Annotated in this window: 15 protein-coding genes; 9 read left to right on the forward strand and 6 right to left on the reverse strand. The window is 40.0% G+C overall.

The features are described 5' to 3' along the window. Position 1 precedes the first annotated feature (1 nt). The 8 genes from DESPODRAFT_RS06115 to traI all read left to right on the forward strand — a co-directional run bounded on the left by DESPODRAFT_RS06115 (position 2) and on the right by traI (position 8337). Entirely contained in the window at positions 2-220 is a 219-nt protein-coding gene (locus DESPODRAFT_RS06115) for a hypothetical protein (RefSeq protein ID WP_004072226.1), read from the forward strand. Continuing rightward, positions 217-2640, forward strand: a complete 2424-nt coding sequence (locus DESPODRAFT_RS06120) for an ArdC-like ssDNA-binding domain-containing protein (protein WP_004072228.1) — start codon at positions 217-219, stop codon at positions 2638-2640. Before DESPODRAFT_RS06115 ends, DESPODRAFT_RS06120 begins: the two co-directional genes overlap by 4 nt. Further along, positions 2637-4493, forward strand: coding sequence for a type IV secretory system conjugative DNA transfer family protein (locus DESPODRAFT_RS06125; protein ID WP_004072229.1), 1857 nt, complete (start codon positions 2637-2639; stop codon positions 4491-4493). The genes DESPODRAFT_RS06120 and DESPODRAFT_RS06125 overlap by 4 nt, the downstream gene beginning before the upstream one ends. Further along, complete coding sequence (locus tag DESPODRAFT_RS06130; protein ID WP_004072231.1) at positions 4483-4941, forward strand: S26 family signal peptidase; 459 nt, start codon at positions 4483-4485, stop codon at positions 4939-4941. Before DESPODRAFT_RS06125 ends, DESPODRAFT_RS06130 begins: the two co-directional genes overlap by 11 nt. Positions 4942-4970: 29 nt before the next feature. Continuing rightward, a complete protein-coding gene (trbB, locus tag DESPODRAFT_RS06135) occupies positions 4971-5897 on the forward strand; it encodes a P-type conjugative transfer ATPase TrbB (RefSeq protein ID WP_004072232.1) in 927 nt (308 codons plus the stop codon). Between the two features lie 24 nt (positions 5898-5921). After that, the gene (locus DESPODRAFT_RS06140; protein ID WP_004072233.1) at positions 5922-6530 is read left to right on the forward strand and encodes a TrbM/KikA/MpfK family conjugal transfer protein; all 609 of its coding nucleotides are present in this window, start codon (positions 5922-5924) and stop codon (positions 6528-6530) included. A gap of 91 nt (positions 6531-6621) precedes the next feature. After that, a complete protein-coding gene (locus tag DESPODRAFT_RS06145; protein ID WP_004072236.1) occupies positions 6622-6960 on the forward strand; it encodes a plasmid mobilization protein in 339 nt (112 codons plus the stop codon). A gap of 57 nt (positions 6961-7017) precedes the next feature. After that, positions 7018-8337, forward strand: coding sequence for a TraI/MobA(P) family conjugative relaxase (traI, locus tag DESPODRAFT_RS06150; protein WP_004072238.1), 1320 nt, complete (start codon positions 7018-7020; stop codon positions 8335-8337). A gap of 479 nt (positions 8338-8816) precedes the next feature. Here the strand turns inward: traI and DESPODRAFT_RS06155 are convergent, their stop codons facing one another. From DESPODRAFT_RS06155 to tnpA, 5 genes are all read right to left on the reverse strand, one after another. Continuing rightward, positions 8817-10307 (reverse strand): hypothetical protein, encoded by a 1491-nt coding sequence (locus DESPODRAFT_RS06155; protein ID WP_004072240.1) that lies wholly within the window; start codon positions 10305-10307, stop codon positions 8817-8819. After that, positions 10307-15214 (reverse strand): AAA domain-containing protein, encoded by a 4908-nt coding sequence (locus tag DESPODRAFT_RS06160; RefSeq protein ID WP_004072242.1) that lies wholly within the window; start codon positions 15212-15214, stop codon positions 10307-10309. The genes DESPODRAFT_RS06155 and DESPODRAFT_RS06160 overlap by 1 nt, the downstream gene beginning before the upstream one ends. A 403-nt stretch (positions 15215-15617) precedes the next feature. After that, entirely contained in the window at positions 15618-17204 is a 1587-nt protein-coding gene (gene tnpC, locus DESPODRAFT_RS06165) for an IS66 family transposase (protein ID WP_004072245.1), read from the reverse strand. Between the two features lie 44 nt (positions 17205-17248). Then, positions 17249-17602: an IS66 family insertion sequence element accessory protein TnpB gene (tnpB, locus tag DESPODRAFT_RS06170; RefSeq protein WP_004072247.1), complete on the reverse strand. Its 354-nt coding sequence runs from the start codon at positions 17600-17602 to the stop codon at positions 17249-17251. Next, on the reverse strand, positions 17602-17934 hold the full coding sequence (tnpA, locus tag DESPODRAFT_RS06175; protein WP_004070426.1) for an IS66 family insertion sequence element accessory protein TnpA: 333 nt from the start codon (positions 17932-17934) through the stop codon (positions 17602-17604). The genes tnpB and tnpA overlap by 1 nt, the downstream gene beginning before the upstream one ends. Before the next feature lie 250 nt (positions 17935-18184). Between tnpA and DESPODRAFT_RS06180 the strand changes: the two genes are divergently transcribed. Next, positions 18185-19249, forward strand: a complete 1065-nt coding sequence (locus tag DESPODRAFT_RS06180; RefSeq protein ID WP_004072249.1) for a toll/interleukin-1 receptor domain-containing protein — start codon at positions 18185-18187, stop codon at positions 19247-19249. Between the two features lie 220 nt (positions 19250-19469). Here the strand turns inward: DESPODRAFT_RS06180 and DESPODRAFT_RS06185 are convergent, their stop codons facing one another. Next, positions 19470-20384 carry an Abi family protein gene (locus tag DESPODRAFT_RS06185; protein ID WP_040015861.1) on the reverse strand — a complete coding sequence of 305 codons (915 nt, stop codon included), beginning with the start codon at positions 20382-20384 and terminating at the stop codon, positions 19470-19472. Positions 20385-20526: the final 142 nt, after the last annotated feature.

Here is a 20526-nt window from a genome sequence, read left to right on the forward strand (position 1 = left end):
CATGGATTTTGAATATTTTGCGATCAAGCGCAACATGACTGTGGATGAGTACATCGCATGGCTGAAAAGACAGCTGGATACTCTTGATTTTGATTCTGACGATATCCCGTCAGATGTTGCCGAATATGCGGAAGAATCCTTTGGTCTTATAAAAATTTCTGCAGAAGAATTAGCCGGAATGCAAAACGCACAATTCGAGAGTGAGGAGGCTGAATTATGAGTAAATATCAAGACCAGCTCAATGAGTTTTCCAAACGGGTGTTAGAGGCCATTGAAAAAGGCAATGCGCCCTGGCAGAAACCATGGAAAGAAGGCCAGTTGTTGGAACTGCCTAAAAATTTAACCACAGACCAGAATTATAAAGGTGTCAACCTGATTAACCTGGCAATGAGTGGCTACAATGACCCCAGGTGGATGACGTTTAACCAGGCTAAAGATATGAATTGTTTTGTCAAGAAAGGGCAAAAAGCCTCCAAGGGATTTTTCTATTCGCCTGCCAGATTGGAAAAAGAGCGCGATGATAAAGGAAAGCCTGTCCTGGATGAAAACGGTGAAGAAAAAATCACCAAGGTAAATAAGCCTGTTTTTAAAACCTTCTCTGTCTTTAATGCCACTCAGATTGAAGGCGTGGAACCATACAAGCATCCACAGCCTGCCTGGAAACCGGAAGATAAAGCAGAAAAGCTGATATCATCTGCAAATGTGGAAATCACTGAAAGTCAGCTTGATAAGGCTTTTTATAATTTTTTAACCCATTCCATTGAAACGCCTGACAAGTCACAGTTTGATGATAAATCAAAATATTATTCCACAATATTTCATGAATTGTCCCATGCCACGGCTCATAAATCCATGATGGACAGAGGCGTTGACTATGCGGATAAGGATTCCAGGGCCAAAGAAGAATTACGCGCGGAAATTTCCGCTTGGCTTATCTGCACTCAAATTGGCATCGGTAATGATCCCGCAGAACAGGAAAATAATAAAAATTATGTTGCTGGATGGCTGTCCTCATTGGAAGACAAGGACCGGGCCAAGGAACTTGGATTTGCAATGAAGGATGCCGAGAAAATTGCTGAATACCTGATGGGCCTTGATTTAGAGAGAGGCAAAACAACAGAAATAGAAACGGATGTCCCCAAAGAGTCAGGTCCTTTGGTAAAAAAGGAAGCGGAACGATTACAGGCGAAAGCCGACCAATACCGTGCTGATCAAAAAGATTTATTTTCGCATACAGAAAAGATAACTGTGGCAATGAGCAATCCCGATTTGTTTGATGATTTAATGCCCGGCCACTATAAAAGTGATCCGTTATCAGCTTTTAACAAGGAGCTGGATCATACCCAGCGTGCAATAGTCACCTATCTGAACAAGATCACTCCTTCCCTTGAAAAGCCCGAACCTTTCCCGTCCCCCCAGGAGCCGGCCCCCTTAAGTGAATCTGAAAGAAAAGAACTGTTGGATACCATTGTCCCGCATCTATCTAAAAATTCGCAAGTCGTGCTTGATGGAGAGAAGCGACGCGGAGAAAGAGAACCGGAATTATCCAAGGTGTATATCAACGTGCCGTATTCAGAGAAAGATGAAGCCAAAGCCCTGGGTGCAAAATGGGACAAACAGGAAAAATCCTGGTTTCTCAAACCAGGAACCGACCAGGCCCCTTTTAAAAAATGGCTTGTTCCCTCCCAGGAAACCCAGCTTGATATGAATAAAGTAACTGCTCAATTCCAGGATCAGGCTTCCAGGCTCGGCCTGAAAATTGAAAGTCCCCAGGCTGACGGCAAGCTGCACCGTGTAGCGGTTCAAGGAGATAAGGGCGGTAAAAAATCCGGTGCATATACGCTTTATCCTGACGGCCGACCTGCAGGGTTCATCCAGAACCATAAAACCGGGGAAAAAGCCAATTTTAAATATAAAGGCGAAATCGGTAAAACAGTCATGACATCAGGAAATAAACAAGCACGGGCAGCTGAGCGGAACGAGGATCACGCCGCTGCAGCCAAAAAAGCCTTTGGTATTTACATCAATGCAGTCAAAACCACGGATCACCCTTATCTTACAGATAAAAAAATCAATGGCGACAAAGAATACCGGGTGGATAAAAACAACCGGCTGATTATCCCTGCCAAAAATCTTAAAACCAACAAAATCGAATCCCTGCAGTTCATAGGCGAGGATGGGCAAAAGCAGTTTCTGACCGGCGGGAAAAAATCGGGAAACGCTTATACAATAGGCGAACTCGACGAACAAAAACCCATACTGTTGGCTGAAGGCTTTGCAACGGGAAAGACCCTTAATGATGTGAGCCACCTTCCGGCGGTGGTTTGTTTTGATGCAAACAACCTTGAAAATGTGGCCAAACAGATCCGGGAATTGATGCCTTCCGCTGAGTTGTTCATTTGTGCTGATAATGACCACGCCAAGAAAAATAATGTGGGGGTGGAAAAAGCGCAAAAAGCGGCTAAAGCCGTTGGTGCTAAAGTCCTTATCCCCAAGTTTACGGATGAATCAAAAAAACTTGGATACACGGATTTCAATGACCTGGCCAAGTGCAAGATGGGTAAAAGCCGGGTTAAAAGCCAGTTGAAATCCCAGATCAACTATCTTTCCAAAAACAAAGGCATCGGGCTTGAACGATGAAAAAACAAGAATACGGCCTGAAGCAGGCCAAGGCAAAAAAAAGCAGGTATCCGCTGCTCTTCCCGGTTTGTTTTTTGTTGTGGGCCTTTGCCTTTATGAGTTATGCCACGCAAACGATAGCCAGTGCGTTAAGATACCATCCTGACCTGGGCAGGCCGGTGTTTGATACGTATTACCTGCCCTGGAAGGTATTTGAATGGAATAAATACATAGCAAAAACCCCGGTGGGTAATCAGGTTGACTTAATCTTTGGTGTTTTTGTCCTCAGCACGGTCTTTGGCTTTTTCCTGATTCTCAGGAAAAAGCCGAAAGGCAATTTAAATCTGCACGGCACGGCCACCTGGGCAAAGAAAAAAGATTTGGCCGCTATGGGACTTGATGCCAAAGAAGGCGTATATGTCGGCGGTTTTCCAACGGCCAGGGGAACAAAATACCTGATCCATAACGGGCCTGAACATATTTTAGCATTTGCGCCAACCAGGTCAGGTAAAGGTGTGGGCCTGGTTATCCCATCGTTGCTTGCCTGGCCGGGCTCAAGTGTAACCCTGGATATAAAAGGCGAAAATTATGCGTTGACATCAGGATACAGGGCTAAAGAATTAAATCATAAAATTCTCAAGTTTGATCCTGCCGATGAGACATTTTCTTTTTCTAAATGGAATCCTTTGGCAGAAGTGCGGATTCATACAAATCATGCCATTGCTGATGCCCAGAATATTGCACAGATGATCTGCGACCCGGACGGCAAAGGCATGAAAGATTATTTAACCCAGGCCGGGTATGCGTTGCTGACCGGGCTGATTTTGCATGTCATTGTATCAAAGCGGGATGCCACCCTTGCCGATGTCGTGGCCGAAATTACAAAAAGCGACAATGAGGGGGATGTAAAAAATCTGCTTTATGCCATGATAGACAAAGAGCACGCAAAAATCTTGAAAAAACGGTATCCGGACATGGATATTGATCTGGCAGACAACATACAATCCACAATTGACAGTTATGCCGGTGAAGCTGTCATCAAAGCCGACCGTGAGTTATCCGGGGTTGTATCAACCGCTATTACAAACCTTTCTTTGTACCGTGACCCCATTGTCGCAAAGAATACCTCTGAGTCTGATTTTTCCATTTCAGATATCATGAACGCTGAAACCCCTGTTGATTTATACCTGGTTGTATCCCCTGCCAACCTGGACAGGTTAAGGCCACTGCTGCGTGTATTTTTCAATCTGGCGTTGAGAAAATTCACCCAGAAAATGGAGTTTGAAAACGGGCAAGCCCTGATTGGGTATAAACACAGGCTGTTGCTCATGCTGGACGAATTTACCAGCCTGGGCAAGTTGGAAATCATGCAAAAGGCCCTGACGTTCATGGCCGGTTACGGCGTGAAGGCTTATATCATTGTCCAGGATTTATCCCAGCTTCAGGAAGCATATACCCGGGACGAATCCATTACATCCAATTGCCATGTCAGGATTGCATATGCACCCAACAAGATAGAAACCGCAAAGCTGCTGTCGGATATGACCGGAAAAACCACTGTTGTGGACAAAAAAACCAGTGTTTCCGGTAAACGGTTAGGCGGCATGGGCAATGCCTCTGTGTCTGTCAGTGAAGTTGCAAGGCCGCTGCTCACACCAGATGAATGCATGAGGTTGAAAGGCCCGGTCAAAGATGAAAAAGGGAAAATCAAAACCCCTGGCGATATGCTTATATTCGTGGCTGGTTACAACACGGTGTATGGACAGCAGATACTCTATTTTTTAGATCCTGTTTTCCAAAAGCGGGTTAAAATCCCGCCGCCCGACCGTATAGATCTTTTCAAACTCAAAGAGGTATCGAAGGATGACATATAAAAACAAAATCATAAAAATTATGCTGCCCTGCAGTCTCTTTTTTGCAGTCTGTTTTTTTATATCTCGATGCTGTTATATCAATGCATCCGCCAGCCTGCCCCGAGGTATATATTTAAAAACCTCCCGGGCAATTGCCAACGGTTCCTTTGTTGTTTTCCATCCCACCTCGGCACAGCAGTCTTTTGTATCAAAGTACGTTAAAAATACCCCGTTAATGAAACGTGTGGCCGCTTTACCGGGGCAGGCATATCAACTGCCCCCGGCCTTGGATACAGACAGTAAAGGCCGTCCTATTACAGCGTTTGAACCCAAAACAGGCATTGTGCCTGCCAATCACCTAATCGTGGTTGGCAACACAAAATTTTCATTGGACAGCAGGTATATAGGCTTTGTGCCCCAATCTTCAATCATTGATACGATAACCCCTCTTTTTGTTTTTGGACATTAAAAAAAGAGAAATACCAGAAAGGAGTGAAAATGAGCGTCGTGTTGGACAGTTTGAAGCATAATTTAGGCCCCATTGTCACCCAGGCCCTGGATGATGATAACGTGATTGAAATTATGCTCAATCCTGACGGCAAGCTATGGCTCGATACGTTTGACAAGGGAATGGTGGAAGTGTCAGCCATTCCTGCATCGTCTGCTGCGGGAATACTGAGCCAGGTTGCGTCCATGCTTGGGGCCGTCGTTACAAAGGATTCTCCCGTTGTTGAAGGTGAATTGCCCCTGGACGGCAGCCGGTTTGAGGGGTTGTTTCCTCCGGTTGTGGCCAATCCCACGTTCACAATCCGCAAAAAGGCCATCAGGATATTTACCCTGGATAATTACGTGCGGTCCGGAACCATGTCACCGGATCAGCAACAAATTATCTGTGATGCCATTGCAAACAAAAAAAATATCCTGGTGGTGGGCGGAACGGGATCAGGCAAAACAACCCTGACAAATGCCATTCTTGCAGAATTGGCAAATATTGCCGGCGATGAGCGGCTTGTTATTATCGAAGACACCAGCGAACTGCAGTGCCTGTCAAAAAATAAGGTGATGCTGCGTACAAACCAAAACACCAATATGCAACATCTTCTTAAGGCCACCATGAGGCTCCGGCCGGACAGAATCGTTGTGGGTGAAGTAAGAGGCGGGGAAGCCCTTGACCTGTTAAAGGCGTGGAATACCGGCCACCCGGGTGGCGTGTGCACCGTCCATGCCAATTCCTGTGCCGGGGGACTGGTCCGGCTGCAGCAGCTCATTGCTGAAGTGGTACCGACCCCCATGGATGATTTGATCCAGGAGGTAGTTGATTTGGTGGTTTTTATTAAAAGAACCAAACAGGGCAGAAAGATCGACGATATTGCCGTCATAAACCAAAAGGATACGGCAATACACAATTTAAAAATTCCAGCTTAAATCTGGACCATGGAGGGATAAATCATGAAATCACTTAAAATCACAATTATTTTTTTATTGGCGGTAGTTTCAATCCAGGGATCAGCCCAGGCAGAATTGTCAAATATTCAAACATTGGCCTGTGAAAGCATCCTATGTCTTTCATCCGCCGTACAGCCGTCGGAGTGCAATCCGGCCCTGAATTATTTTTATGGAATAAAGGGTGATAAAATATCTGAGACCCTGGATTTAAGAAGGGCATTCCTGAATAAATGCCCGGATTCATCCGCACAGGGAATGCCGAGCTTGATTAATGCAATCGTCAATTATTCAAGCCCGTTCTGCACCCTTGAACGTTTAAATCACAATCTGGTTGAAGTGCGGATTTTAGTGAAACATGGCAGATTCAGATATAATGCTAAAACAATAAAAGTGGTTAATCCCGAATTACCGGCGGCTTGTCGGAATTATTACAATGCTCTCATTAATCACGAATATACAGCATACTCACAACTTTCTTATGTTGGAACTGATTTAGGATACAAGAAGGAAGATGATGATGGAAATGAATTTTATGTAATCTATGCAGACTCCACAAGTGAGCAAAACCAAATCGCTGCAGCGTTATCAGATAACCATTGGGAATGGTATTAATAACCAAATCACACCACCAGAAACAATGGTACCGGCCAACACCATTGTTTTTGGTGGTGTTGGCCGCAAACATTTTTAAGATAAGGAAGTTATGGAAAATAAACGTACAAAATGCCTTAAATCATACGTCACAGCCAAAGAACACGCCAAAATACAGCAGTTAGCCAAACAAACCGGCCTGTCTGTTTCTGATTATATCCGCAGGATTATAACCGGCCAACGGATAGAATCAAGGCTTGACCAAAAGGCTTTTTTATCTGCTCTTAAAGTGAATGCTGACCTTGGCCGGCTTGGGGGGCTGTTTAAATACTATCTTTCCCAAGGGTTTAAAAATGTGCCTCCTGGAGAAATAAGAAAGGTGCTGCATGACATTGAAGACAGGCAGCGGCAGCTCAAGCCGGTCATTTCTAAAATCCGGGATATGATGTAAGGTTGCAACCCTGTTGTATGGTTTTGGATCCTAGTACCATCATAAAAGTTTAATGCCATGATATCAAAACGTATCCACTGCGAACCGCAAAACGACAACATAAAGCGTTTAGGGGTGTATATAGGTGCCGGCCATGAAGGGGAAAAGCTCTATGCAAAATGGACAGCCGGCTGTTATGCCGGGCAGGATTATGATCTGGCTATTGATGAAATTAAAGCCACCCAGGGAATGAATACCCGGACAAAAAAAGAAAAAACTTATCATATGGTGGTAAGTTTTCATCCCGAAGATTTCAAAAAACTTTCCCTGGACGATTTTAAAAACATTGAAAAAGAATTTGCAGTCGCTTTAGGTTTTGAAGACCATCAACGGCTCTGCGGAATACATATCAATACAGACAATCCCCACATGCACGTTGCTTACAATATGATTCATAAGGAAAAATACACCCGACATGATCCTTTTTATGATTATTATAAACGGGATAAAATATGTCGGCTCCTGGAGGAAAAATATAAGCTTAAGGTTGATGTTGGGGTTGAACAGCAATTTAGCGATTACGTTAAGCAGCGGCAATCAGATGTTAAACACGCCTTTGATAATGCACCGGATTGGCAGTCCTTACACGAAGAACTTGCCACTTACGGCTTAACTGTGCAAATGCGTGGGAACGGCTGTATCCTGGCTGCAATCGGCCACAAGCAAAAAGATGGTCATCACATAAAATTAAGCGATTTTGATAAAAATTTGTCAAAGAAAAAACTTCAAGACCGGTTTGGTTCCTATGAAAAATCAGCCGGGGATTATGAGGTAAAAGAATTTTTTCAACGGGAGCCAAAACGGGAAAACGCCAAAGCCAAAGATTTTGAAACTAAAACCGGGTTAAAATCCTTTGATACTTTTGTTTTAGAATCAAAAGATTTTATCGCCCAAGCGGCAATTAAATCTGGTACCTGGCAAGACTTCCATAGGGAACTGTCCAGAATAGGCCTTGAAGTCAAACCACGGGGGGCAGGGTTTGTTCTAACTGATATAGGCGGAAAGACGAAAAAAAATTCAAGCATCCCATTTTCTAAAACCGGTATGCGAATTGCCAAAAACGGCATTATCCTTGAACGCCCCAAGAAAGGAGATATGAATAATGGAAGAAACACAGGACAGCCCGATAATTTGAAAATTTTAGGAGAATTTGAACCATCCCAAGGCGGCTATACAATTGAAAATGCGTATAAATTTGAACCAGTGAAAAAACTTAAATCCGCCAAAGAAAGAGAAGCTTGGAAGATTTACATCCGTGAACAGAAACAGCATAATTATACTTGGATAAAATTTAATAAAAATTTCCAGCGTTTTTATGGTGAAGATTATGGGATGTAAATTTATCGTTTGCCCTGGGTTTTAAATAAGTTGGCATTTAAGGAGATAAATGAAACGTCTCTCCAGATATGAACCGCTCAAGTTTACAAAGGAGAGACTTTCATGAATAACAATTCAAGGTTGTCCCTCATTGAATAATTGACCTGGTGATCAGACCTGGCCTCAATTATTTTTCAGGAACTTGATGGTCAAAACTATTAATAATAGTCCGAGGTTTGAAGTTCGGCATTGATGGTATTTTGTTTTCGACACAGTCCTCAGTGATAAATGCCCCCACAATGCTTCTGTTATTGAATGCTGATTCTAAATCAGCTCAGGTAACCAATGATACCATCATTGGACACTTTTTCCCTCTAACGATTTTGTCTTCTTTCAAATCCTATTATCTGATTAACTTTCAGATGAAAGTTAATCAATTAAATTCATCTGAATCATACCCCTTCAGCTATAAGATTTTTAGACAGGTATCAAATTCTTTTCTATTCCTTGACATGTAGTAAGTTCAAAACTTGTTGGATGAAGTTATTCTTCTGGTAAGTTTCGTCATAGTTAAGAATATCAACTATTATTTTATCATTTAAATATTCCGCCAACTTGCTTTGTACTTTTTTTAGAATGTCCAGATTAGTACTCATTAAACCAAACGGGATTTTATATGGAGCCTCTTTTATGGAATGATAATGGAGAGTACAAACGAACACCCCAGGTATCAGGATTATTTCGATATTTTCCAACTCTGGTATACTATCATGGACAATTATGGAGTCGAAATACCATTGATAGCGCTTCTTGGCGTCCCATCCCTTAATTCCAGCACTATCTTTATCTGTCAGAAGAAACAATTCACCTTCATCTTCTTTTATATCTCTTTTGACAAGATTTATGTTTTCTATGGATTCTTTTGATCGTCCCCAGAAGGGATAGGAGGGACGCAACCATATTAAATTTATTTTGTCACCTGTTTCTTCAGAAAATTCTGCATCATTAACGCACTTTCTAATATCCTGAAAATTTCGACCCATGAGGGGAGAACCAATTATAGACTTAGTATCCGGGTATTCATATTCGCGGCTTTGGCTTATAAAAACATCCCTAATATAATTTGAAAAAAGGAACCTGTTATCCCTTGTCATATAACTACAGATAAAATTCTCATCCTGAATCAAATTTACAAAATTTTGTAAATCACCTTTTCCTGAATGCTTCTGTTCAGACGAAACACTATTTGCAGATCTTCTAATAACTCGCAATATCTTGCTTGGGTCTTGAAATTCTTTTAATTTTGGTAGCTGCAACTCTATATCAAGTGAGGGTGAAATCTTAAGTTCTACATTTGCCTGTATTTCAGTCGGAAAACTATTTAATGCAGTTATATTATCAATTTTGCGTAAATTAATTCTATAATTATCCTCTTTCCCACCTTTACTCTCTGAAAATTGGTAAAACCCCTTCCTAAAGCTTTCCTTGGCTTTAGTTTTACTTTTGGATGCCTCATGAGCTTCCACCTGGGTCATTTTCATATCAATAAAGGCGTTTATATGAGAACTCCTTTGAGATTTCACCAAATTATAGCTAAACAATTCAACAAAAAAGGTATCGTTTACATTTTCAGTCTTGATAATTTCTGGCTTATCCTCAATAAAGAGACTTTCTCCTCGATTGGTTAATGTAATCATTCCCGTATTAATATCTTTTACGATATATCCATCATTAAGCAGCTTGTTCAGTTCTATATTCATCTCTGAAGATGAAAACCCAAAGAATTGTCTTAGGATATCAATATCGGTCCGTCCGTTTATTTTTAAAAACCGCATGATAAATTCATAAGTTAGCGCAAGGTCATAGCTTTTTGATATTGTATATTTTATATTAAAAGCTTTACAAGGTAATAGGAACGAAAATTTATCAATAGTGATTGCATCATATTGTTCACCTGATTCAGGATCAAAAAAAGGGGATTCGTTTAACATTATGACAGATCTCCATCTATTCTAAATAAGTCAGCCGCATCATACAGACCATAATCTTTTGAATCTTTTCTTATTTCAATATACTCAAGAATTTTTCGTAATGGCATATCCGCAGGAGCAATATCCCACATGCGGGTCGCACCTATTATTACAAGGCGCTCTCTGGCTCTTGAAAGACTGACGTTTATTCTTTCCGGATACTTTAAGAAACCTTTAGTAATTTTCTTATCGTTTCTTGTCAAACTTACTATTATAATTTCATTTTCCTTCCCCTGGTAGCTATCAATCGTGTCAATTTTCAACAAATTCATAAAATCTGAAGGCCAACCCTTCTTAAGAATCTCTCTATTTAAATATTTTTTCTGTGCAGCATACGGGCAAATCACACCTATAGGTGGTTCATTAAATGATTTTTGAGATAGAAATTCGATAAAAAGATCGGAATTATATAATTGATCTAATATGCTAATAACAGTATTTGCTTCATATGGGTTATAAAGACTCTTTAATTCATCCTGGCGATGAAAAGCCCTTCTATCAACCGAAGATGTATCTATCCAAGTGACGCTTTTATCTAAAATATCCGGTAATGTAGCAGTGAAATTGTAGTCGATCTCGCGCATTGTGATGAGTTCAATGCCATCGTGTTTGTAAAAGACATCAGATATCATGTCTGCAATTGGTTTGCACATACGGTATTGTTTATTCAAGCCGCATCCACATCTCTTGCCGAAATTGCTTTCCATCAATCTTTGAAATTCACTTTTTTTAAGTTCAGTCTGCGATATCTTTAGCTTTCGTGAGGTTCGTTCAAGTACTAAATCATCAATCATTGGTGGTAATTGTTTATGATCCCCTACTAAAAGTATATTTTTACCGACCTGCATTGAAACAGCCAATTCGCTTGGATTACACCGGGCAGCCTCATCAATAATTACCCAATCGTACATATTATCATGAATTTTAAGGGAAGGCTTCCCTACTCCAACACAGGTCCCAATGATTATATGCCTAGTTCTGGCCAAAAATTCTTCATAACCTCTTATGTTACTGTCTAATACTTTTAACCATTCTTCTCCAAGAGAAATCAGTTTGTTCAATTTGGTGAGATAATGAGGATACGATGAGATCCCGTATTTTTCTTTTATCTTATTTTCAAGAGAGACCAATGTTTCATTAATTTCGTCATTTGGCTCTCCATAGGCTTTTTTATATTTGCCATCATAAATTTGCCAAAATCTATCACGAAGACTGTTTACCCTTTTTTGAATTGTTCGGCTTTGTGCTTTTTCGTCTGTTCCCAGCAGTTCGTGTATTTTTTTTGATAGCACCCCCAGCGTCTGTTGAACATCAAAATAGATAGAAACAAATCTTTCGGGCAGCCCAATGGATTTTCCGACTATCGATATTCTTTTTTTGAACTCTGCTTTAAAAGTGCTGCTGTATTTTTCTTTAAGGCCGATAGAATGATATTTAAGTAGGGATTTGGATATAACTCCCTCTGCGCCAACCCTAACCATTTCCAGATAAAAATCAGGTTCGATCTCGGCATTAAGCTTTACAATCGCCTCTCCAATGTTGTTAACGGCCTCATGGGACTGACTAACAAGCAGTATATTGCTGATACCTAATCGTTGAAACAAATAATGGACAAAGGCCGCAACAAATTTTGTTTTACCGGTACCTGGAGGCCCTTGTAAAAGCCCTAATGGCCTGTTGACTAAAATTCTTTTAAATGAATCTACCTGGGCTTCATTGTCACCGAAATACCTTTCGATTAACTCTTCATCAAACTCAACATCTTCCCGGGTTATTATAGTTTCATATTCACCATCTAACAGATCTATCAAATTTGGAATAACGGATCGTTTGTTCAGAATTCTTTTTGTTGCATTAAGTCTTCTTTTAAAAGACTCTTTTTGCCAAAGGCTGTCTAAAGTAAGTTTGTTAATGACTTCTATATCGATGGGTAAATTTCTAACCATAATATAAAGAGTATCAGTGGTCGTTCTGTTCAGATCCAATTCACCAATCGATCTTTCCTCTCCCTGCTTATTTTGATAAAGCACTTTCACAGAATCGTTTTCATTGAAGTCCGGTGTTACACTGCTATAGTCATACGGGATGATAAGCACATTCTCTTCACTTCTGTATACAGGTTGGCCTATCACGCGGACCTCAACAGTAAGATCTTCTTCAACCTCAATTAATTCATTCCATCTATCCGAAAGACTTAAGGCGTCGGAAACATTGGGGGGTGTTTTTTCGTTAGTTGATAGGAATTCATCAAATTCATCATCCTCAGACTCGCAGATGTCATTTTCTTGTGAAACAGACTGTAGAACTTCGTCAGTAATCCATGCTTCCATTTCCGAAACAATAAATTTGTTGGACAATTTAATGTATATTGAAGCTTCAAATGGTTTATATAAGGGTTTATTACTGGCGATTATAGCCTTCTGCCCTTCTATATAATTAACCCAACATTTCAAAATTTTTTTTGATTTTTTATCATATTTAATTTTTATTTCTTGATTCATGCCTATGATAAAAAGGTCACTAGGAGTATCGTCTTTCCTGATATTACATTTTACGTATAATAACCCATTATCAGATGCCAATAAATTAGGTTCAGCCTCGCTATACACCTTATCAAAGTTTATATCTCTTGATAGTTCATTGGTGGTAACTTGTATTGTTATTTCTTTGTTTTCTTTTTTTATTGGTGGCTCAACAATACACTTCAATTCATCCTTCAAGCTTCCCAACACCGTCAATCTGTCACTATGACTTGCCAAGGTCATATCTTTTAAAATTTTATTTAGGGGTTTTAAGACACCAGTTCCCTCTTGTATTTCTGCTACTCCATTCTGAAGGCTATATTTAATTCCCAGTATTTCACAAACGACCAGAGCAACTGCATAAATATCTCTTTCTTCTAGAGAGATGCTTTCATAATCTTTCGGGCAATAGTTTTGGCAATAGTCCCGTTTCATATATTCTATAACATCAATTATGATTGGAGTAATACTGTCAGAAGACTTAACGAAGATGATGTTTTCAATCCTAATGTCCCTATGATAAATTTCATTCTGGTGTAAATTTTCAACACCATCGATTAATTTTAAGGCTATTAAGGATTTCTGCTCAAGTGAATCAATATCATTCAATTCACTAAAGCTTATACCTTCATAATATTCTTGCACCATAAAGATACTGTTTAACTGATCAATGCCGCAGTCTATAATCTTTGCCAAATAATCACTTTGGATTCTTTTATATTTTTCAACAGTTTCAAAAAAATTATATATATCGATATTTTTATGGAGATCGTGATCGTTTGCTATATTCCAGCATTTTACTATTACTGGAAAAGCATTACATTCAGATTTATAAACTATGGCAGGGGGTGGTTTTTTTAGAGTTTGATCAGCTCTATATTTTGCCATTATTACATCATTTATTTGATAATTCGAAATTTGATCAGATATATCAATTGAGTCGTTTTGATCGATAGCAATCTCATTAAAAGCGTCAAGCATTTCTTTGGCATTCGAGAATCGATCAGAAGGCTCCCATGACAATGCTTTCTCAAACCATTGATGATATTCTTCAAAATTCTCCTTTTTTTTCCACTCAGGCACCCCATCATCTAAATCAGGTTTTTCTCCAAAGGCTATTAAATGAGCTGCCACACCCAACAAAAACACATCCTGTTTAAACGGATCAGTCTTCAAGCCATCTAATTCATGTTCAGGCAGTATAATTCTGTTAGATTGCAAAATTGGCAACCGTTGCCTAATCGTCCGATTATTGGGCAACGTGGCTGACATAAAGCCGGAGAAACTAATTTTGGTTGGGCTTGCCCATATACAATCTTGCCCTAAATCCCTATGCGCAACATTGGTTCCGTGAATATCTGAAAAACTTGAAAGCATGAATTTTATTAAACTTATTCGTTCTGTCGATGTTAAATTTGAACTATTTATGAATTGAGACAGTCTTTCTTGGCTTGTTGGCAAATCATAAAGCTCAGCATATTCATCCGCGATAATTTGGGTACCAACATATGACTTTTGTTCTAAAATCGCTCTTTTTTCGAAAAGCTCAGGAGAAATTTCTTTGATGTATGACAAAACTAGTGGTTCGCGTTCAACAATTTCCCTTTTTGCCTCTTGGGTATGGTGTTCAATCGGTAGTGTGTCCGATGAAAGATCCCATAACCGCAACAACGCTTTCGATTTTACGTTTATATCAACTGCCTGAAATTCTTTATATATATATTTGGGATGTTGATATATAGCATCCCCAATAATTTGATGATTGTGAAATGTTTGTTCTTGTGGTTTAAATAGTTTTTTATTTTGAAAAAAATGATCAAAAACGGCTTTGTTTTTGCATAAGTCTCGGCCTCGATTAAGATACTTGAATACTTTCTTGTACTTTATTTCGTTAACAATTCCCAAAAAATCATCCAATGTAAACACAGAATTCTTTTCATCTTGAGTGAGATCCTTTTTTCCAGCCGTACCAGTCAGAACGACAACACCTTCAACCGAAATGTTATCTATTGGTTGAATTTGATGAGAAATTTTCTTCAATTGGCCATATAGAATTTTAGCTTTTTTATCAATTGCCAAAACTGGAGATTTTCCTCTTGATTCGGAATTCAAAAACCAAGAAGATCCATCGCTTTTTAATTCTCCATTCCAATCTTTTATTTCAATAGCAAGTACACGGTCATAAGTTACTATAACCAAATCAAACTCCCGGCTTCCTCTTTGCTCCCTATATAATTCAAGTGAAGCATAGGCTATCCACGCTTTGGGGAATGATTTTTCAATGGCCTCCAGACCTTTAATTTCACGATTGTGGATTCCTTCGAGATTTAGTACCTGGATTTTCATTTAGTCACCTAAATTCTTTTTTATGAAGTTATGAACAGCCCATTTGCATTCTTGGTTCAATAAATAGGCAGATAAACCAGCATGGCATATAAATTGGGAATAATCTCCGGCCCGACTGCCAAGACATCATTATAGTGGCTTAGCAGTATTTAAAAATAGAGTAAAGATTTTTAAATCCCAAGGACGACATTAATAGTATAAACAAAGAAAATTTGGCAATGAGGATACAAAAAAGTTTCTTGATCTGTCCCTCATCAAATAGTTCAAAGTACAGTAAAATCCCGTAATGTAATAGATCGATGGATATGTCTATCAAAGCTCGTGTTTTCTGAGATTAACCCAGATACAACATGTTGTATTCGGAGAGCTCAGTAAGCGGTGTATGAACCACACCTTTTTAAGCCTATCGGGGTGTTGTATAGTTTTCCAGCAAGTTTTTATCCACGTTTTGTGGCATCAAAGCTTTAAATTCGTCTTCCGTCATGGCTTCCGGTAAATTTTCAAAAAGAAATTTGAGGTACCAATAAGGTTCAAGTCCATTGGCCTTGGCGGTTTCGATTAGGCTGTAAATGCAGGCACTGGCCCTGGCGCCTTCGGATGTACACGAAAATAACCAATTTTTTCTACCGACCACAAAGGGTCTTATTGCATTTTCAACCACATTATTGTCGGGCATTACCAGACCACTTTCCGTATACAGGACCAGCCGATGCCATTGATTAAGGGTGTAGTTGATGGCTTTGCCAAGAAGGCTTTTGGGGGGCACCTTCTCAACTTGAGCATCCAACCATTTTTTAAATTCATCAAGGATAGGCAAGGCTTGTTCCTGCCTTTTCCGGTAAAGTCCATCAGCAGACAAACCAAGTTCTTTGGCCTCTCTCTCTATTTTGTATAATTTGCTGATGTACTTCAGGGCTTTGCCGGAGATTCCTGTCGGTTTGCCGTCTTTATTCCCGGCAGCTTTGACCACCTCCATGAACTTTCGACGTGCGTGTATCCAGCAGGCAACATGAATGATTCCCTCAATATGATCAAGAAAGTCATATGCGCCATAACCATCCGTTTGGACAATACCCTGATAGCCGTTCAAAAAATTACGGGCAACATCCCCGGATCGAGTTGGGTGATACTGGAACAGAATAATGGGATTGTCCGGTGTTCCTCCTTTGAACACCCACATATAGCATTTTGACCGTTTCGGTTCTTTCAGAACTTGGACAGTTGTTTCATCAATATTGATCACTGGACCGTTAAGGATTTCACCCTTCATGAATTCCAGCAGGATCTCACAGCCCTGGGCCACTTTTATTGCCCAATTGCACATATTTGATCTGTGAATGTCTACTCCAATTCGGTGAAACTGTTTTTCCTGCCGGTAGAAAGGCAAGGCATCTGCAAATTTGGCGGTCAGGATATGAGCCAGAAGTCCTGGGGTTGCAATGCTTTTGGGGATCATTTGTTCCGGCATTCTGGCAATGGACACTGTCGGGCCGTCATCTTCAACACCTTCACAGTTTTTACATGCGTATTTATAACGGATATTCTTGATCACTCTCATCTGTGCCGGAATAATCTCAAGCTGTTCAGATTCTTCCTGGCCACAACGCGATTTCATGCAACCACAGCCACATGTTTTTTCTTCCTCGCTCAGATCGTGGATCACTTCAACCCGTGGAAGGTTTGCAGGCAAAGGCTTGCGCCCTGTTTTTTTCCCCTTATGGGCAGGCACACTGATTTCTTCGGGCTCGTCGTCTAATATGGGAGTATCCGGTTCAAAAGTATCGAAAAGGGAGCGTTGACCGTCATCCTTATTAATTTTTTCTGTCTTTTTGCCAAAAAGTCGGTCCAGAAGGCTTTTAATCTGCTCGTTGAGAATTTTTATTTCGGCTTTATAATTGTGTTCTCTGTCTGAAAAATCACTGACAAAAGAAGCCATTATTTCTTTTAATTTCTCAACGTCATTTATGTTCGCAAAAGCCTCTTGATTCATGCGTTGTATATACCATAACCACCCGGTTTTTGACAGTTTTTTCTTCAAAAAACAGCCGAATATTTTAATGGCTTATGTGCTTTTTCCTGATGAATTGAGAGCCCGTCCATTAGCCAGGAAAGTTCTTTTGCGCCAATGGTTAAAATCTCATTTTTTGACTTGGGCCATTGAAAACAATCCTTTTCCAGCCTCTTGTGCCAGAGACAGAATCCATTACGATCCCAATACAGGATTTTCAATATATTCTGTTTCCGATTACAGAATACAAACATGTGTCCTGAGAATGGATCTAAATTCAATGTTTCACTCACAAGTATGGATAACCCATCAATGGATTTACGCATATCAGTGCTCCCAAGTGCAATATGAATTTTTAAATTCTGGGTGGGAGAAAACATCAGCACCTCCCCAATACTTGGAGTACCTGGGCCAGGGTTGTCTGGGAAAATCCATCCGGTATTTCGATCTGAAATCGGTTATCTATATTCAGCCTTAATCCTTTTTGCTCAGAAAGGTTTAGAACCTGGGTGCTTTGTGTTGAAGGGAGCTGAACGAATTCTGGAAAAAGGGTCTGGTTTTTGAATTTGCTTTTCCAGTATGTAAACTGGTTGGGCCTTAAGTCATGTTGCCTACAGTATGCATTCTGTGACATGCCGGATTCAGACCATTGTTTAATATGGTGCTTCCAGAATTGGGTGCGCTTTTGATTTTTCTTGTTTGCTTTTGACATATGATGAACCTCCGCTAATTAAAAGATGGCTCATCTTCTCATGGCACGCTAACGATTTGTAGATGGGGTTTGCTAACCGCTTACGGCCAAAAGCGACATTTCATACAATCGTGGACCATAGTACATAGTATTCTTTGTTTGTGTCATGGCCCTAAGAAGAGTTCACCAAGGATTGTAAGGAGTTGTTTTTTTCTTAGTTTTTTGGTTTGATATTTTTTAGAGTTAATCCAGAAATCACAAAGGAAATATCATGCCCTCTAAAGAAATCTTCATAAGCCACGCAGCAGGCAACAAAAAAATTGCCGATCTGTTAGTTGATCTAATGGAAACAGGAATAGGTATTCCAGATTCAAAAATATTTTGTTCTTCACTGGAAGGGATCGGTATCCCAAGCGGGAAAAATTTTGTTCAATTTATCAAAGAACAGATAAGCAACCCGAAGGTTGTAATCTTGCTTCTAACCTCCGAATATTTTAAAAGTATATTTTGTCAATGTGAATTAGGTGCATCCTGGATACTCTCTCATAATATTATTCCATTATTGGTCCCACCGTTAAATTATGAGGATATGAAAGCTGTTCTGACAGGAATACATGCCCGAAAAATTGATGATAAAAGCGCTTTAAGTGAGATTCGAGATGAACTAATTGATTTGTTAGATATCAAAGCCAAATCATCAGCAAAATGGGAAATGAAACGCAAAAAATTCTTACATGAACTAGATCAATATTTAAAGTCATACACGCCTATCGCCCCTATATCTCAAGATAAATTCGATAAAATCCAGAAAAACTATGAAGAAGCCATTCAAGAAATGGAAGCAATGGAAGATGAAATTGAGAGAAAAAACGAGATCATCAAAAAGTTAAAACTGGCTAAAGATGCCAAGGAAGCTAACAAAATATTAATAGAATCCTTAGATCTGCCAGAACAATTTGTACAGCTAATAAAGAATGTCGAAAAAGCATTTCAAAAGATACCATCTATTGTTTGTGAAGGTCTATTTTATCATTCCAGAGGTGAAAGATTAATGTGGCCAAGGAACGATAGATACAAAAAAGATCAAATCCAAGATGCAGTAGTAGAAGAATATTTTGAAGATTGGGAAGAAGATGGTCTGGAAATTAATGAAAACGATCCCAAAACAATGAATGCAATTGAAGCTCTCAAAGAACTTGAAACATTTATAAATGATATCACTTCATCTGATGAACCTATTGAAGAACATGAAGCCTTTATTGAGTTCTATACAGTTAAACACGAACATCAACTAAAATTCACATCCAAACAATTCTGGGATACTCATTTATTATAACAAAAAGGCGTGCCTGCCCGGATAAGGCCGGTGATGCTGATGTTGACTATGTCTATGATTGTGGCCAAAAGCCTTTATTGAAAGGAGTGTTGACTACTTCTGTTATTGATAATGTCAGATTGAAATCTTATTAACGTATAAATAGAGCCCGGCCTGAATTATTCCGAGCCCTGGGCGTTTTTATTCCGAGCCACTACAAATAGTTTATTGATTCAGGCCTTTATCTATTTCCATCAGGCACCTTCCATAAAGGAAGATGTTGCCAGTTTTTTTGCAATCCCATCGCAGTTGGCCGGATGCCAGGAGAGTTAGTTATTAATTGGTGCATCCGATGTGGCCAACTGGTCCCAGGGCTGATTAATTGGAGAAAGTATCCCAACATGATTACGGTGTTGCCGACATATCTGGTGGCATCTGGGTTTAACATAGCTGCCAATGCTTTGGGTTTTCTGGGCATCCTCATGGTAATGGTCATTCGACGATTCCAAAGCCGTCCATGGTGAGCAGTGATATTCCGGATAAACGTCAGATGGTGCATAAATGAGCGTAGGAGGCTTTCATCGATACCGTAGGGTATAGCAATCCGGTTTTTGTCATGGCGGGTTTTCAAATTCTTATACCAGAGAGAAAGTTGCCCAAAGGACATCACTTCGGCTGAAGCCCAAATCGGAGGTAACGCCGGATCATCGTAGGTTTTGTTGTAATGTTCAATAAAAAGCTCCGTGCTTCGATTAATTTCAGACCCCAAAGAGTTCAAAAGGTTTTCATGCAGATCAGCCCTGTAAAAATAATTGGGGTCAAGGTAGAAATGACTCCCATAAGCCACGCCCAGTTCGTTGGCAAAATGTGCCCGGAATGAAATCTCAATCCTTTCGATGGCTTCCAGCATTAAGAGCCTGAACTTCCGATCAAAGATGTAAAGATTGAGGACAGCATCAAAGGTGGTCCCATCCATGAAGTGGTGATCTTTTCCATTCTCTTTGTTTTCAAAGGGAATCCAGTATCCTCGAAGACGAAAGTAACTGATGTGGGAAAGGTAGCGGCGTGCTCTATCGGGATCGGGTATATCCATGCCGCGTTGACGCAACAGTTGGATTTGATCATCGATAGTAAGAGGGGGCTTCTTAAATTTCATGGTTTCCCCCAAAAATAAGTAACCCGCCGGGGTGCGCATTCGAGGTCAAAACCCCAAGAGGCGTGGCGGGTGTTATTCAAAATTATTGATGGGATTAAATTAACACGTGAAAATGAGTTTGTCATCTTTTTTTTCATTACCT

Source organism: Desulfobacter postgatei 2ac9, from assembly GCF_000233695.2.
In the GTDB taxonomy this organism is placed as follows: domain Bacteria; phylum Desulfobacterota; class Desulfobacteria; order Desulfobacterales; family Desulfobacteraceae; genus Desulfobacter; species Desulfobacter postgatei.